The sequence below is a fragment of the Syntrophomonas wolfei subsp. methylbutyratica genome (genome assembly GCF_001570625.1).
GTDB lineage: Bacteria > Bacillota > Syntrophomonadia > Syntrophomonadales > Syntrophomonadaceae > Syntrophomonas > Syntrophomonas methylbutyratica.
In genome coordinates this window covers 69,988-84,532 of record NZ_BBQT01000002.1, presented here as the reverse complement: position 1 = coordinate 84,532, position 14,545 = coordinate 69,988, and the positions used below count along the sequence as shown (strand labels likewise).

Annotated in this window: 14 protein-coding genes and 1 tRNA gene; all 15 read right to left on the bottom strand. The window is 46.5% G+C overall.

Annotation, left to right across the window (positions count from 1 at the left end):
• Window positions 1–148: 148 nt before the first annotated feature.
• Window positions 149–2,680 (bottom strand): Ig-like domain-containing protein, encoded by a 2,532-nt coding sequence (locus AWB54_RS02095; RefSeq protein WP_061212991.1) that lies wholly within the window; start codon window positions 2,678–2,680, stop codon window positions 149–151.
• 825 nt (window positions 2,681–3,505) lie between these two features.
• Window positions 3,506–3,580, bottom strand: a tRNA-Val gene (locus AWB54_RS02090).
• 41 nt (window positions 3,581–3,621) lie between these two features.
• Window positions 3,622–4,902: an adenylosuccinate synthase gene (locus AWB54_RS02085; RefSeq protein WP_061212990.1), complete on the bottom strand. Its 1,281-nt coding sequence runs from the start codon at window positions 4,900–4,902 to the stop codon at window positions 3,622–3,624.
• Between the two features lie 131 nt (window positions 4,903–5,033).
• Window positions 5,034–7,001 (bottom strand): Lon family ATP-dependent protease, encoded by a 1,968-nt coding sequence (gene lonC / locus AWB54_RS02080; RefSeq protein WP_061212989.1) that lies wholly within the window; start codon window positions 6,999–7,001, stop codon window positions 5,034–5,036.
• Window positions 6,998–7,444: a 50S ribosomal protein L9 gene (gene rplI / locus AWB54_RS02075; RefSeq protein WP_061212988.1), complete on the bottom strand. Its 447-nt coding sequence runs from the start codon at window positions 7,442–7,444 to the stop codon at window positions 6,998–7,000. Before rplI ends, lonC begins: the two co-directional genes overlap by 4 nt.
• Window positions 7,445–7,446: 2 nt before the next feature.
• A complete protein-coding gene (locus AWB54_RS02070) occupies window positions 7,447–8,406 on the bottom strand; it encodes a DUF2232 domain-containing protein (protein ID WP_061212987.1) in 960 nt (319 codons plus the stop codon).
• Window position 8,407: 1 nt separating this feature from the next.
• Window positions 8,408–8,728, bottom strand: a complete 321-nt coding sequence (locus AWB54_RS02065) for a MazG-like family protein (RefSeq protein WP_061212986.1) — start codon at window positions 8,726–8,728, stop codon at window positions 8,408–8,410.
• A gap of 158 nt (window positions 8,729–8,886) precedes the next feature.
• Complete coding sequence (gene rpsR / locus AWB54_RS02060; protein ID WP_011641906.1) at window positions 8,887–9,111, bottom strand: 30S ribosomal protein S18; 225 nt, start codon at window positions 9,109–9,111, stop codon at window positions 8,887–8,889.
• 18 nt (window positions 9,112–9,129) lie between these two features.
• Window positions 9,130–9,582: a single-stranded DNA-binding protein gene (locus AWB54_RS02055; protein ID WP_061212985.1), complete on the bottom strand. Its 453-nt coding sequence runs from the start codon at window positions 9,580–9,582 to the stop codon at window positions 9,130–9,132.
• A 43-nt stretch (window positions 9,583–9,625) separates the two neighbouring features.
• A complete protein-coding gene (gene rpsF, locus AWB54_RS02050) occupies window positions 9,626–9,919 on the bottom strand; it encodes a 30S ribosomal protein S6 (protein WP_061212984.1) in 294 nt (97 codons plus the stop codon).
• Window positions 9,920–10,200: 281 nt separating this feature from the next.
• Entirely contained in the window at window positions 10,201–10,416 is a 216-nt protein-coding gene (locus tag AWB54_RS02045) for a hypothetical protein (protein ID WP_061212983.1), read from the bottom strand.
• A gap of 62 nt (window positions 10,417–10,478) precedes the next feature.
• Entirely contained in the window at window positions 10,479–10,673 is a 195-nt protein-coding gene (locus AWB54_RS02040) for a DUF951 domain-containing protein (RefSeq protein ID WP_011641909.1), read from the bottom strand.
• 83 nt (window positions 10,674–10,756) lie between these two features.
• Window positions 10,757–11,794, bottom strand: a complete 1,038-nt coding sequence (gene selD, locus AWB54_RS02035; protein ID WP_082735962.1) for a selenide, water dikinase SelD — start codon at window positions 11,792–11,794, stop codon at window positions 10,757–10,759.
• 51 nt (window positions 11,795–11,845) lie between these two features.
• A complete protein-coding gene (locus AWB54_RS02030) occupies window positions 11,846–13,240 on the bottom strand; it encodes an aminopeptidase (RefSeq protein WP_061212981.1) in 1,395 nt (464 codons plus the stop codon).
• 493 nt (window positions 13,241–13,733) lie between these two features.
• On the bottom strand, window positions 13,734–14,375 hold the full coding sequence (locus AWB54_RS02025) for a CvpA family protein (protein ID WP_061212980.1): 642 nt from the start codon (window positions 14,373–14,375) through the stop codon (window positions 13,734–13,736).
• Between the last annotated feature and the right edge of the window lie 170 nt (window positions 14,376–14,545).

Sequence of the window (14,545 nt, the reverse complement as noted above, 5' to 3'; positions counted from 1 at the left end):
TCCAAATCAGGCAAAAACATAAAACTAGCGGGGGCTTGTACCCCCGCTATATCCGCTTGGGATCTCCCGGCTGCTCTACTTCAGGTGGGAGGATTCAGAAGGACACAGAAGAATCGTCCCCTTATGCCCTCCTCTGTGTCGTCCTTTGCTAGTTATTTAACGTAAAGTTATAAGATACATTTGTGCTATACTTTCCTGATTTATCAGTTATTGTAGGATTGTCGCCCCAATACTCTTTCCCCAGGTTGATTTCGTGAAACTGAAGCTTTGAAAAGCCTACGCGTTCATGACCGAGCTGTCCCGACATGATGACGACATGATCTTCTTTACGAAGATTCAAATCTCCAGTAACCGCATCCGTATATTCATACGTGGTCACATATTCCTTCACATCATCCGGATTAGCCGGTTGAAGAGGACTTATATCCTTTCTGAAGTAAAACGAGTTGAAACTAACGGTAGCCGTGCCGGTGCCTAGAAAGTCATCAAAAGTGCCTGAGAGTTCAAAATTATTAACCTGGATTTTGTTTGATCTATTTACAGCCTGCCGCCCATCATCGGCAAATGCCACCAATGCCGAAAAGCTACCATCCGGCTTAAGCTCTATGCTGCCGATTTGCTTCAGCGCCGTAGCCATAGCCCAATCGACAATTTTGCTTTCACTGCCATTCACGAAGGTAAAATTGCCGTCAGGTCCGCCGAGCCTCACCTCAGTTTGCGGTGCTTTCAAAGTAAAGCCTATCCGAAGTTTCGGTTCATCCTCACCGGGCTTATCGCCGGGTGCATAGAGCGCTATCGTATTTGGACAACCTGCCTGAATAAAGCCTAGCATCGTAAAGCGAGTGGAAATTGCGCCGTCCTTATTAAGGATCCCCGTCCAGTTCTTTTTAACCGCCGCATCCGAAAGCGGCTCAAAACGCACTACATAGCCAGCATATTTCGGCTGTGCGCCTTTGGCAACATCTTCAACAATCGTAAAATCAATGTATTGGTTATAAAATGCCCGCATATCATTTAAGCTTTTGACATATTCCGCATGTGCCTTTTGCTGCATATAATTTCGCACCGATGTGGAAACAGGGTAAAGGCGATTATATAGATTGGCCTTGTAGTCCGCTACTAAGGCCTCGATTTCCGCACTGGTGGGATAGCTCATACGTATAATACCCAGTTCGGAGGCAACTTCTGCCTGTGTATCGGCACCAATGTCCCAAAATACACGAGCATAGCGATCAACTTCTGCTTCGATGGCTGCCTTGATCGCGGCTTCGTCGTTCGGATTATCCTCTACGATCTTAATGAGCACCTGCCGCCAGTCTTTAAGCGTCCGCGCCTGGTAAGGGCCGCTTCTGAAATCATCGTTAAAATGCTTATAAACCATCCCGATGTTTTCCATCTTGATCTCCATGCCCTGCTCAAACATGGTACTTATCGTATAGTCGAACACCCATATGCCGGACATCGCCAAGCCCAAAGCGGCACTTTCAGAAAAGCCCAGAGCAAAAGTGGCAACATCCTTATACAGATTAAGTATATCCGCCTTTGAAGCATCGCTTTTGAGCATGGTGCTGCCTATTTTAACCACGGCAACGGCTTTGCCCAGGTTGCCCAGTTTCTTATATGCCTTATCTGCTAGTGCGGTGTCGAACACGGGATCGCCAAGAGAAGCTAAGGTTATAGGGTTTGTTACTATATCTAAGCCGGAGGAAAGACTTCCGGACAAATCAAAGACATCGGACACAAGGGATGCAGCAAGGCCAACAGCGATTTCTCCGTCGGCACCGCCTTTAGCCACATACTCTGACAGTGCGTTAGTGGCGGTCTCGGTGTCTACTTTCAAAAGATCTGCATAAACATCAGATATATAAGCATAACGCAGACCCTCATTCTTAACATGAAACACGCCATAGCGGGAAAGGTGGTCTGTGTAGATAACCAGTTCTTTCTTTGCTGCGTCCACCTCATACAGTACATCTTCCCATCGGCCAGTTGTCTCATTATAGTATTTTGCACCGACACAACGGCTTGCATCCTGCCCGGCCTCACAATAGCTGTCATCGTAGGGGATGCGTATGGTAATGAAGTCGTCAAGCTGGGTCATGTCCCCAAGATTGATATCATAGGGCTCAATTTTATAGCCTGTTTCAACATTCTCCTCCGTCTGTTTCGGTGTTACGACAAGTTCGGTCTCTTTTTCCAGTACATAGTCACCAAGTGATACAGTGATACCACTGTCCGTGGTAACGGATGTGTTTTCCGGAGACAGGGTTGATTGCGGTGATGCTGCGGTAACAAACTCCTTCTTCACCGGCTGTGCCAGTACTTTCCCTTGTTGTGATTTTACTCCTTCAACAACCAAGGTGTATGCGGTATTGTATTCGTAGCCGCCCGCAGGTGGTTTCAACTTGACGGATGCCCCATCAGGCTGAATCTCGGGTGCCGGATTGGGCACGGTTTGTCCGTCACTGTTCTTAATGACTTTAATTTCTTTAATCTGACCCATATTTAGTGGTTCTTGAGCCAGAGGCTTGTTAAATTTAATCGTCCATTCCTTGTTAATCTCGATGTTGTATTCCCGTAAAAAAGTTTTGTATTCGGTTGAGGCAGCTAATGTGCTAGTTGAGATAAAGAGTGTAAAAAACAGTACCAAGCAAAATACTTTGAATCTAATAGTAGACATTTTGATCCCTGATTCCTAAAACATATCATTTTTTTCCATGATGCTGCCAAGAAACCAGGTTCTTCACCTCCCTTTAAGTTTTTTCTGGGCAATTACAGGGACAGATTACCTAGTTGAGAGTATTCATTATTCTCCATTCCCTGGGTTTCTGATCCTGCTGAAGGAAGCAACTGATTGTTTCGCCTGCCGCTACCTACGATACTATTAATTAGGTTCTCTCCACTACATTGCATTTCTTGACGATGGCATCCTGAGCATATGCAGGTAAAACTAGCCCGATACTCCGGAGCAGACAAAAAACAACACCAGGATAACAATTTAGCAGCCATTTTTATCCCCTTTGCATTTAAATATAATTCCTTTCCTTACGCAAAAAAGATAGATGTACTATACTATATAATAAAAATCACTCTATGCAAAACAAATAATTCCTGCAATTGCTATTAATATTTGGGATGGCCTGACCCCTTAATTCTAGAGAAAACTCCTGTGGTTCATAAGCTAACATAAAAAACCTCAATAATCCGGTATTCTACGACCTCTTTGATGATACGGGGCTAATTCCTTCGTACCTTTAACTAAAACGCTTGCCCGCGGCACCTTCTCTGGAGCGCAATAGTCCCAATAGTTTTGCTTCAATATTGAACCCAGGGACATAGGCAGCGATATTATATGCTCCTTTATCCAGTAAATTCGCCCCAATGTATCTCCTTGGGCATCAGGATTTGGTATCTTTGTATCTATCAGGTACGAGGCATATCCGGCGGATGCCACTAAAACAAAAACTAGCGGGGCCTAAAAACCCCCGCTATTGCTATCTTCTTATGGTGGGCGCGGAGGGTTTCGAACCCACGACTTCTACCGTGTGAAGGTAGCACTCTCCCGCTGAGTTACGCGCCCTTTATGTGATGAATTTTATCATTTTTTTCTTAGCAGTTCAATCAAGTGAAAAGCGGACTATTAACAATCGTCTGTTTCCTTTTCGGCCCAACGGCTATAATGGCTGCCTTCACCCCGGTCAACTCTTCGATTTTGGCTACATAGGCCCGGGCGTTAGGGGGTAATTCCTCGATAGAGGAGGCTGCAGATATATCTTCCTGCCAACCGGGCAGTTCGATATATTCGGGCTCGCAATCATCCAGAATCGCAATGTTGTCAGGGAATTCTGTAAGCAATTGCCCTTTATAGCGATAGGCCACACATATTTTTATAGTGGAGAAGCTATCCAAGACATCCAGTTTAGTTATGGCCAGATCGGTCAAGCCATTTATCCGTACGGCATAGCGTAAAATAACCGTATCCAACCAGCCACAACGCCTGGGCCTGCCGGTAGTGGTACCGTATTCCTGGCCTTTGTCCCGCAGGATTTCTCCCTGGAAATCGTTCAACTCGGTAGGGAAAGGGCCTTCCCCCACACGGGTAGTGTAGGCCTTGGCTACCCCCAGTACTTTGCTTATATTAGTAGGTCCGATACCGGTGCCGACACAAGCTCCTCCAGCAATGGGATGAGAAGAGGTAACATAGGGATAGGTCCCATGGTCAATATCCAGCAAAGTGCCCTGGGCCCCTTCAAAAAGAACCTTCTTGCCCTCTTTTATCGCTGTGTACACCAGATACGAAGTATCGGCCAGGTATTTCTTCAGATGCTCCGCCTGCCCGAGAACCTCATTAAGCATTTGCTGGCAGTCAAAACCATCCTCCTGATATATTTCCTCCATAATCCGATTTTTGTATTCAATTTGAGCCTTGAATCTCTCCCGGAAACATTCCCCACCGGTAAGAATATCGCCCATACGAAAACCTATGCGATTTATTTTATCGGCATAGGTCGGTCCAATTCCTCTTTTAGTGGTCCCTATCCTGGTATAGCGATCTTCCAACTCATCAATTCTTTTATGATAGGGCATTACCACCGGGCTTCTGAGACTAATCCTCAGATTGCTGGTGTCAATACCTCTTTTTTGCAGACCATCTATTTCTTCTATGAGTTTGCCCATATCGACAACTACGCCATTTCCTATAACGCAAAGGGTTTCCGGATAGAGAATACCAGAGGGTATCAAGTGCAACATGAATTTTTCCTGGCTCACTTCTACGGTATGGCCGGCATTGCTTCCTCCCTGGTACCTGACCACACAGTTGGCTTTCTCCGCCAGAAAATCAGTTATTTTCCCTTTGCCTTCGTCACCCCACTGGGCTCCCACCAAAACTATGGCTGACATTACTCCACCCCCTGCTTTGTTACCTGGTACTTTTGGTTTATGCCAAACTAATAGTAGCAGAAGCACCAGGGTGTGTCAACTTAAGGCATATCCCCATAAGACGGTATCTTCGGCCCCAAAGAAAGGGGGAACTAATCCCCCATGCCCGCAAGTTTACATATGGGTAATTCGCCGCCGGATTCTGCCTGGCTGGGGCTAAAAACATGAGGGTATGCTTCCTTTATGTAACTAATAGGTACAATCTTCAAAGCCTTTATATCATCAGGAACATCCTTCAGGTTGTCCCGGGGAATGAGCAGCTTTTTTATACCGGCCTGGCGGGCACCGTAAATTTTTTCACAAATCCCCCCCACGGCTTTTACGCGTCCCTGTATGGATACTTCACCGGTAATGGCTAGATCCTGACGCAGAGCCCTGCCTTTTATCGCACTCAGTATGGCCAGGTAAATGGCGGCTCCGGCTGAAGGCCCGTCCACATTACCTCCGCCCACTATGTTTATATGCAGGTCATAATTCTTCAAGTTTTCCCCGGTTTCTTTTCTAAACAAAGAAGTGGCATTAAAAAGCGAATCCCGGGCCATGGAACCAGCAGTGTCATTGAAACGGATATTGCCTTTCCCTTGCTCCTCAGCCGGGAAGGCTATGGCCTCCAGTTCAATCAAGCTGGCCTGGTAGCCGGAAACCCCTACGCCAAAGATCTTGCCAACTTCGTTGCTGTCAGAGGCCCGGCTTAGTATCCGGGGGGTGATGCGGCTGTTGCGAATGGCCTGGTATATATGCTGGCAGCGGACTTCCAGCGGGGTTTCCTCTCCACCATTTTCGTTAACTGCCAGGGCATAAGCGTCAACCAGTATCTTATTGGCCCCGCGTCCTTCCGTGGTATATTCAGCAATAATCCCGGCTACCCCATCTTCCATGTTTATATTAAGTTTTTTTGCCGAGTTTACTACCATCTGTCGAATATGCTCCGCTCTGAGCGGTTCAAAAAAAACTTCCATACAGCGTGATCGGAAAGCCGGGTTAATTTCTTCCTTGCTTTTGGTGGTAGCTCCTATCAATATGAAATCTGCCGGCACCCCTTTTTCAAAAAGCTGTTTTATGTACTGGGGAATCCTCTCATTATGGGGGTCATAATAGGAGGACTCAAAAAATACCCGCTTATCTTCCAGGACTTTCAATAGTTTGTTTTGCAGCAATGGATCCATTTCCCCCAATTCATCAATAAAGAGAATACCGCCATGGGCATCGGAAACCAGTCCCAGCTTGGGTTCCGGTATGCCTTCTTCCGCCAGTTCTCTTTTTGCTCCCTGATATATAGGGTCGTGTACTGATCCTAACAGGGGATTGGTGGATTCGCGCGGGTCCCAGCGCAGGGTGGTTCCATCCACTTCAATAAAGGGGGCATCTTCTTTAAATGGGTTCCCTTTCCGGCCTTTGACCATTTCCAGAGCCAGACGGGCACAGCTGGTTTTGCCCACCCCGGGAGGGCCATAGAGCAGGATGTGTTGCGGGTAAGGATTGTTTAACTTGGATATTATGGAACTGAGAGCTTTCCCTTGCCCAATTATATCCTCCCGGCAGGATGGCCGGAGAATTTCCAGAGCCGAGCGACTGAGATTGCTTCGCTCCATTTTCTCCAGCCTGCCCAATTTTTTTAGGGTCTGAGCATTCTCCGGACTGCTGTTTTGTTCCTTTAAAACCTCTAATTTCAAATCCCGGATATACTCGCTGTATTTTTCATCCATCTTTTCCTGAATACGCTGTTGAATCTGCTCTTCAATGCTCTTCCGAGCGAAAACCTCGGCTACCTTTTCTCCCAGACGATCCAGGGCCAGGCCCAAATTGCCCAAGGGGTCCACTTCATTTATGGTCGGGTCTTCTTGCAGGATCCTCTGCAAGGCTACTACTCTTTCCTCCAGCTTTTGCGAACCCATCAAATCGATAGCATCCAACTTGCTGGCCCTCAATATGAGTCCCTGGGTACCGTAAATAAGCCCCAGGTTTTTATATAAGCATTCTATCCTCCAGTGTAATTGGGTTTCCTGGCTTTGCTCTGTTGTGACTGAATACTGCTTCACCTTTATGCCTCCTAGAATCATTCTGCGGCAACTATTACCTTTATTTCCGCTTGTATGGAGGGGTATACTTTCACTTTGACCTTGTATTCTCCCAGTTGTTTAATGGGTTGGGGCAGTTCAATTTTCTTTTTATCAATGACTATTCCCCACTCCTGCTGTAAAACCTCGGAAATCTCCCGTGAAGTCACCGCGCCAAACAGGCGGTCAGCACCACCGGCCCGGGCTTTAATGCTAATGGTTTTACCCTGAAGCCGTTCTTTGAGCTTTTCAGCCTCACTTAATTCCTTTTCCTTTTTCCGTTGCATCTTCAACTTTTTCTCTTCGCTTTCCTTGACCTTGCCTTTGGTGGCTTCTTCGGCCAAACCCCGGGGCATCAGGAAATTCCTGGCATAACCATCAGATACCTCTTTAATTTCCCCGGCTTTTCCCAGGTTCTTTACCTCCTGAATCAATATAACTTTCATTTTTAAACCTCCCGTTCCAAAGCTATTTTTCTAAAATTAAGCAAGGAGTCGAATAATCCCATCAGGCTTAAGAATATTATGGCTGATAGCGGAAAAAACAGGGATAGAATGATAAGCAATGTGGCAAATAGCTTGCGTTTAGAAGGTAAAATTCGTTTAAATTCAAATAAAAGTACGGCCAGGCCGTAATAAACTGCTATTGGCGTCATAACAACCATAATATTTGAGCCTAAATAATACAGGGACCCCATCTCATCCCGGCCCCATAACCACAATGCCAAACCCACGATTAATACCCACACCAATGGCCAGGGCATCATTTCTTCCGTATAGGCTTTCCTTTTTAGACGCTCATCCGGGCTTTTTCGGCTTAAGAAAGAGGCCAGCAGAAGCATGAAAAATACTTCCATAATAGCCTGAACATAGTACAAGGCCGGTAGATGCCGGACTATACTCCGGGTCATAGCCTTAAAGCTCTTTTCGAGCTCGGCCCGGCTTAATCCCTGGGACTCATAGAAGCCAATAAATCCAGAATCTTCATAGGCTTTTAATGATTCTTGCACATAATTGTTTATCTGTGATTCCATTTGCTCCATGCCAATTTGCCCGTTATTCCAGTAGAGAAGGCCCAGAAATAATGAAACTCCCAATACGGCAGCAACTACTCCCCATCTCTGAATGCTATAATAGCCTTGATGGCGGTTTAATAGCAAGCTCATAAGCAGGGCGGGCAATCCAAAAAAGGCCGCATAAAAAAGCAGGGTGCCGGCTCCGGCAAGCCCATATAGAAGGGAGAAATTGAGCAGATAAATCAAGCCTATATGGCGCTGTGAGAGAGTCAAACTCCCCCTGATAAGCAGAGCACCCCAGCCAATAGCTATAATAAAAGCCAGGGGTGGGAGCAGGACAGTCAAGCACAAAAGCAGAGAACTGATAAGGGAAAGCTTGATAAATGCCGACAAATTACCACCTCTTCTTGCTCTCAAGGTACTTATATAGTTCGGAAAGGTCACCCGACCAACTACCTATTTCTTCTGACTCCTTTATGCTGGTCCTTAATTTCTCCTTAATGGCTTGATCCAAAACGGAGAAAGTAACTCCTACCCGGCGTGCCAACAGGTAGGTAATAATAACAAGGCTGCTGGCTGCATCCTGAATAGCATCATTTCCCTTCTGCAGTAGAGCTTTAAAGAGTGCTGCCACTGAATCCACCAGTTCCGCCTTGAGCCATTCGATAGTTTTTAAATTCTGGGCAATGTCCAGTTCTTTGACCTTTCCCTTCAAGTTATTACACCTCCTGCAGTACTTTTCTTCATCAAGCCGATTTTTTCCTGCAAGCCGGCCAGAACACAGCAGTCATCCCCATATAACATCGTTTACCTCTTGCGCCTTATTATCCTATTAAAAGAAAAAGCCCTCCGGCGAGGGCGTTTTTTCTTTGCTTATTCAGAAGTATAGGGAAGAAGAGCCATGATCCGTGCCCTCTTTATGGCTACGGTCAACTGTCTCTGGTGATGGGCACAATTGCCGGTTATTCTGCGAGGTAAAATTTTCCCTCTTTCTGTAATATAGCGGCGGAGCCTGGGAATCTCCTTGTAATCAACAACTTCAATTTTATCAGCACACCAATTGCATTGGCGTCTTTTTTTGCGTCGATCCTTTTTCAATTAATCTGCCTCCTCTGACTAGAAAGGTATATCCTCATCTTCGTGCTGATCAACCAGATCGATGTTATCCATGTTTACTTCTCGTCCCAAATCGCTCCAGTTGTCATCAAAATTTTTGCTGGAATTTTTATCAGCGTAATCAGGAGTTGAGCTTCTGCTTCCTGCCGGTTTCCCCATGAAACGGACATCTTCCGCCACTACTTCGGTAACCCAGCGTCTTTGTCCTTCTTGATTGTCATAAGTTCTAACCTGTATCCTTCCATCAATCGCTACCAGACTACCCTTGTTCAGGTAGTTGGCACAGTTTTCCGCCTGCTTGGCCCAAACCACGATAGGAATAAAGTCAGTTTCCTCCCGTTTGAACTTACGGTCAACCGCCAGTGTAAAAGTGGCCACCGCAGTCCCGTTCTGGGTGTAGCGAAGTTCCGGATCTTTTGTCAATCGACCAATCAAGATAACCCGATTAAGCATGGCTTTCCCCCCTGTTCCCCTAATAATATTTAATAATCATGCGTTATTTTTCATCCTGGCGAATAATGATGTGGCGCAAAAAGTTCTCCGAAATTTTGATAATCCTGTCCAATTCATCGACAGTTTCCGGCTTGCCTTTGAAATACCACAGGCTGTAAATACCTTCTACATAATCGTCAATGGCATAGGCAAGTCGTTTTTTGCCCCACCCGTCTGCTGCATTGATGAATTCACCGCCAAAATCAGCTATGATCTTCTGCAGTCTTTCTTTGGTTTCCGAAACTTGTTCTTCTTCCAAATCAGGTCTGAGGACAAACATCATTTCGTATGTGCGCATCGTTACACCTCCTCCCTACGGACTAATCCATGGCATGGATTTCGGCCCCGTTCTTACCCGGGGCAGGGACTTCAATTGATTATACCAGTATTGTAAATTTGTTGCAAGAAAAAAGCACCCGTGAAAAAACAGAAGTGACCGGGTCTTTCCCCTGGCCATTAGCGGCACTTTAAGAAAGCCCGGTCACCTTACGGGCACCTGGCGGCAAAACCGTTTTATTATCCTTTTTTATTGGCAGGAATAATGCTGTAAAACCTTAGGATTTACCCCCTTGAAGAAGGTTATAGTATTCCTTTTATTAATAGGGTTTGCAGCAAGGACAGGGGTTTCTCAATAATATAGGTATCGTTAAATAATGCTTTCAAAATGGCCATTTTCTCGCCGGCAGCACTTTCCTTAAAACCAATTATACAAAAGCGTTCGTCCTGGGGCATGCTTTTTACCGTTACCAAATCACCTGCTGTGAAGCCCTGGTTGCCAGGATTTTTAGCATCCACCTGGCTTCACCTCCTTTAAGGCAAATTATGTAGTTTATTATATGCCCATAAGGAAGAAAGTGTTAGTGAGCTTCTTTTTCCACCCGGATCATGCGTTTTTCAAATTGCAGCCGGGGCAGCATTACTATCCGGCCACAACCCTGGCATTTAATTTTTATATCCGCCCCCATACGGGTAACCTCCCAGTTGAAACTGCCACAGGGATGTTGTTTTTTCATACGGACAATATCCCCCAGGCCAAAGCTCTTTCTTTCCATACATCTCTCCTCCCCTCAAGGTGTCAAGGGGACGGTCCTTTTGTCACCCCTCGCCCCTCACTTTACCTGCTAAATAAAATAGGTCAAGGGTGCACTCTAATCGGGCTAAAATGCTCACTCCGTACCCTGCCTATAAGATTACAAAACGAGCCCCTCTTTTCCATAACCCTAAGGAGTTCACCCGCCTTTTTCTCCGCAACGGCTATCAGCAGGCCTCCGGCAGTCTCTGGTGAAAAAAGCAAATCGCGAATCAAAGGATCAATATCCCCGGCATACTCCACTTTATCTTTCAGATAATCCCGGTTGTTATAGGCACCGCCTGGTATCAGCCCCAGACCGGCATATTCCAGGGTTCCTTCCATAAACGGAATTTGCTCGGCGAAAACTTCCACTTGAACATCGCTGCCCCAGGCCATTTCATAGAGGTGTCCCATCAGCCCAAACCCGGTAATATCCGTGGCTGCATTTACCCCTACTTCTATCATGGCCTGGCTGCCTTCCCGGTTCAGCATGGACATCCATTTTATCGCTTCTTTGTATGCTTCGCCTGAGGCCATCTCCGCTTTGATGCTGGTAGCAATCACGCCATTTCCCAGGGGTTTGGTCAAAAATAAGAGGTCTCCCGGTTGGGCCCCGTTGTTAGCTATAATTTTCTGGGGATGTACCAACCCGGATACCGCCAAACCATATTTAGGTTCGTTGTCATCCACCGTATGCCCCCCCACCAGCAAAGCTCCTGCTTCCAATACTTTACTAAGGCCTCCATCCAGTATGCTTCGGAGAACTTGCAAATCCGCACATTCGGGAAAACATACTACATTCAAAGCAAGAATAGGGGTGCCCCCCATGGCATATACATCATTCAAGGCGTTAGTAGCGGCTATCTGTCCAAAGATGAAGGGATCATCAACCATAGGCGTAAAAAAATCAATGGTCTGAATCAAGGCCTTCTCCTCATCCAATTTTAAAACGGCCGCATCATCCCTGCTCTCTATTCCTATCAAGAGGTCAGGATGAACCGGTAAAGGAAAATCCTTGAGAATCGACTCCAGGGCCCCCGGCCCTATCTTGGCTGCTCAGCCGGCCGCCCTTACCATCTCGGTTAGTCTGGTCTGCTTCATCCATTTCCCCCCTTCCCGTTTGGCTGATTATGCCGCTCTTTCAGTTCAGCGTTACTGGTTACAAAAGCTCTGCATAAAAACCCGGTAGGCTTTGTAGGCTAAAAATACATCCACCTTGCTGGAGACCTCAAAAGGTGAATGCATGCCCAGCAAGGCCACCCCCAAATCTACCACTTCCATACCATAACGCGCCATGTAATGGGCTACGGTTCCTCCCCCTCCTATGTCCACTTTCCCTAATTCGCCCACCTGCCAGAATACTTCATTATCATCAAAAAGCCGCCGAATCCTGGCTAAAAACTCGGGATTGGCATCGTTGGAATTACTCTTTCCCCGGGAGCCGGTATACTTGGTTAACACCACTCCCCGCGAAAGAAAACTACAATTCATCTTCTCGAATACTTCGGGATAATTGGGGTCAACCGCCGCATTTACATCAGCGGACAGGGAACAAGAATTGGCCAGACTCTTACGCAGGGTCAAATAATTGTTGTACCCGGCTTTACTCATTAACTCAGCCATGAGGTTTTCTATGATAAGTGATTGCAGTCCGGTATTGCCGTTGCTTCCAATTTCTTCCTTGTCCGCAAAGAGGCAGATCGCCGTTCTCTTGGGTGCTTCCAGCTCCAGCGCAGCCCTTAATGAAGTATAGGCACAAACCCGGTCATCCTGCCCATAGGCTCCGATCATACTGCGGTCAAAACCAATATCCCGGGCCTGAAAAGCGGGAACCGCCTGCAGTTCTGCACTGCTGAAATCCTCTTCTTCTATGGCATATTTTTCTTGCAGAATCTGCAAGACTTTTTTCTTAATAGGGTTATCTGCCGTATCTCCCAGCGGTTGACTACCTACCAAGAGGTTCAGGTTCTCCGCTGGAATCGCTTCGGACATCTTTTTTTCCATCTGTTCTTTAGCCAAATGAGGCAAGAGATCCGCAATGCTCAAAACAAAATCATCATTTTCCTCGCCAATAACAACACTCACCACTTGTCCATCCTTTTTAATTACCACACCGTGTAAAGCCAGAGGGATAGCCAGCCACTGGTATTTTTTTATCCCTCCGTAATAATGGGTTTTGAACAGGGCCAGGCCATCTGCTTCATATAAAGGATTAGCTTTAAGATCCAGGCGGGGGGAGTCGATATGGGATACCACCATGTTGACCCCATTCTCCATAGCTTCCTGGCCAATAACCACCAGGGCACATATTTTCCCTTTTTGCTGGAAAAAGAGCTTTTGCCCGGGCTCAAGAGAAGCAACCCTATCCAGGTCAACAAAACCATGCCCCTGGGCTGCCTGCTTTATGTAAGCAACCGCCTCTCTCTCCGTTTTTACCTGATTGAGAAAATCCCGGTAACCCTGGTTGAAATCGTGAACCGCCGGTAAATCCGCCGGTTTTATTCGTAGCCAGGCATTCTTTTTTAGATTTTCCTTTTGTTCGCTCAAAATATTTCCTCCTTTTTATAAATAAATCTGTTGATTTCGCTGTAAAAAAGTTGTAATTATGCATTAGCTTGCATAAATATTCCGCTCCAGCGTCCTTAATAGCGACCGAAGGGAGCATCAGTTGTGCCCGACAGGGCGCTACGCATGGGCAACACCTGCGGCTTGTCTTGCGGCTCAAGGGGTACCGCGCCAATCTCCCGTCCATGGGAGGCAACCTTAATAGTGACACCCGTAGGGTGGAACACTAGGCGTACCCGAAGGGTGAGGCGCTCTCGCGACATCCTGTCGCTCGTCCCCTTTCGCCCGCTCGTCTTCGCCGGATGTTGCATCCATGCTTCGCCAACGCTCGCTTTGTATATTTATGCAACCCTATGCAACAAAAAGGGGTTTTTGCAATTGAGTCATTGTTGCATATCTTAAAATCCCTGACTTTAGCTTTTGCCGCATCCACGCTCCCTATACTTTAAGCATCGGAAGAAACTGTGAAGCAGTTTCAACACAGCGCTGCAATTCCCAATAAAGTCTTACCGTAGGTGAAGAGCTCCAGGAACCAGGGAGCCAGTAATGACATGCTAAGACTATTGTTTATACTGACAGCCCAGGCCGAACCCATCCGGGCCGCCAGGTTGATGGCCGGATAGAGCAGCCCGGTCAAGAAAATCATAATTATAATATTTTTCGCCGTTACCAGCAGCAAGCCCAAAACGCGGTTGAGCCAGTCCAGCCCTCCGCAAGAGAGCAGTCGGTTAAAGGCGGCAAAAACCAATTTTATTATAAAACTGCTGGTAAATAGTATTAGCAAAAAACACAACAGCGAGAGCAAGAGCTGGGCCAGGAAGGCAGTTGGATCAAGCAGTATCTCAGGTAGACCCAATCCCTTCCCCACTGCTCCCCATTCGGGGGAACAAACCGGGGCGGGCATTCGCTCTGCCAATAAATCGCCCAGGGCCTGCGTAAAACCATAGTGTCTATCGAGGTAAAATGCCAGTTCTTCTCGATATAGAACGGCTAGTATTAAGCCGCCCAGCGTACCCAGCAGTCCCCCTATCGCATCCACCAGCCCCTGGCGATAACCAGCCCAGGCGCTTAATAATATAATGCCTATAAATAAATAATCCAGCAGATTAAAATGCATAATAATACCGCTTCTTAAAATTTTTAATTACCGTGCAGCTCCGATACTTATTTTACCATACTATTTTAATCACCAGCATCATAAGACTGATTCCATAGAACTAACCTTGAATCTAGCCGAGTTTCTGCAAATTTATTTTCCTTTATTTTCAGCATAAGTATAAAAACTAT

Bases quoted from the DNA above. Each gene is read 5' to 3' on its own strand.
- AWB54_RS02095 (WP_061212991.1), bottom strand. From the start codon at position 2,680: ATGTCTACTATTAGATTCAAAGTATTTTGCTTGGTACTGTTTTTTACA.
- AWB54_RS02085 (WP_061212990.1), bottom strand. From the start codon at position 4,902: ATGTCAGCCATAGTTTTGGTGGGAGCCCAGTGGGGTGACGAAGGCAAA.
- lonC (WP_061212989.1), bottom strand. From the start codon at position 7,001: ATGATTCTAGGAGGCATAAAGGTGAAGCAGTATTCAGTCACAACAGAG.
- rplI (WP_061212988.1), bottom strand. From the start codon at position 7,444: ATGAAAGTTATATTGATTCAGGAGGTAAAGAACCTGGGAAAAGCCGGG.
- AWB54_RS02055 (WP_061212985.1), bottom strand. From the start codon at position 9,582: ATGCTTAATCGGGTTATCTTGATTGGTCGATTGACAAAAGATCCGGAA.
- rpsF (WP_061212984.1), bottom strand. From the start codon at position 9,919: ATGCGCACATACGAAATGATGTTTGTCCTCAGACCTGATTTGGAAGAA.
- AWB54_RS02040 (WP_011641909.1), bottom strand. From the start codon at position 10,673: ATGGAAAGAAAGAGCTTTGGCCTGGGGGATATTGTCCGTATGAAAAAA.
- AWB54_RS02025 (WP_061212980.1), bottom strand. From the start codon at position 14,375: ATGCATTTTAATCTGCTGGATTATTTATTTATAGGCATTATATTATTA.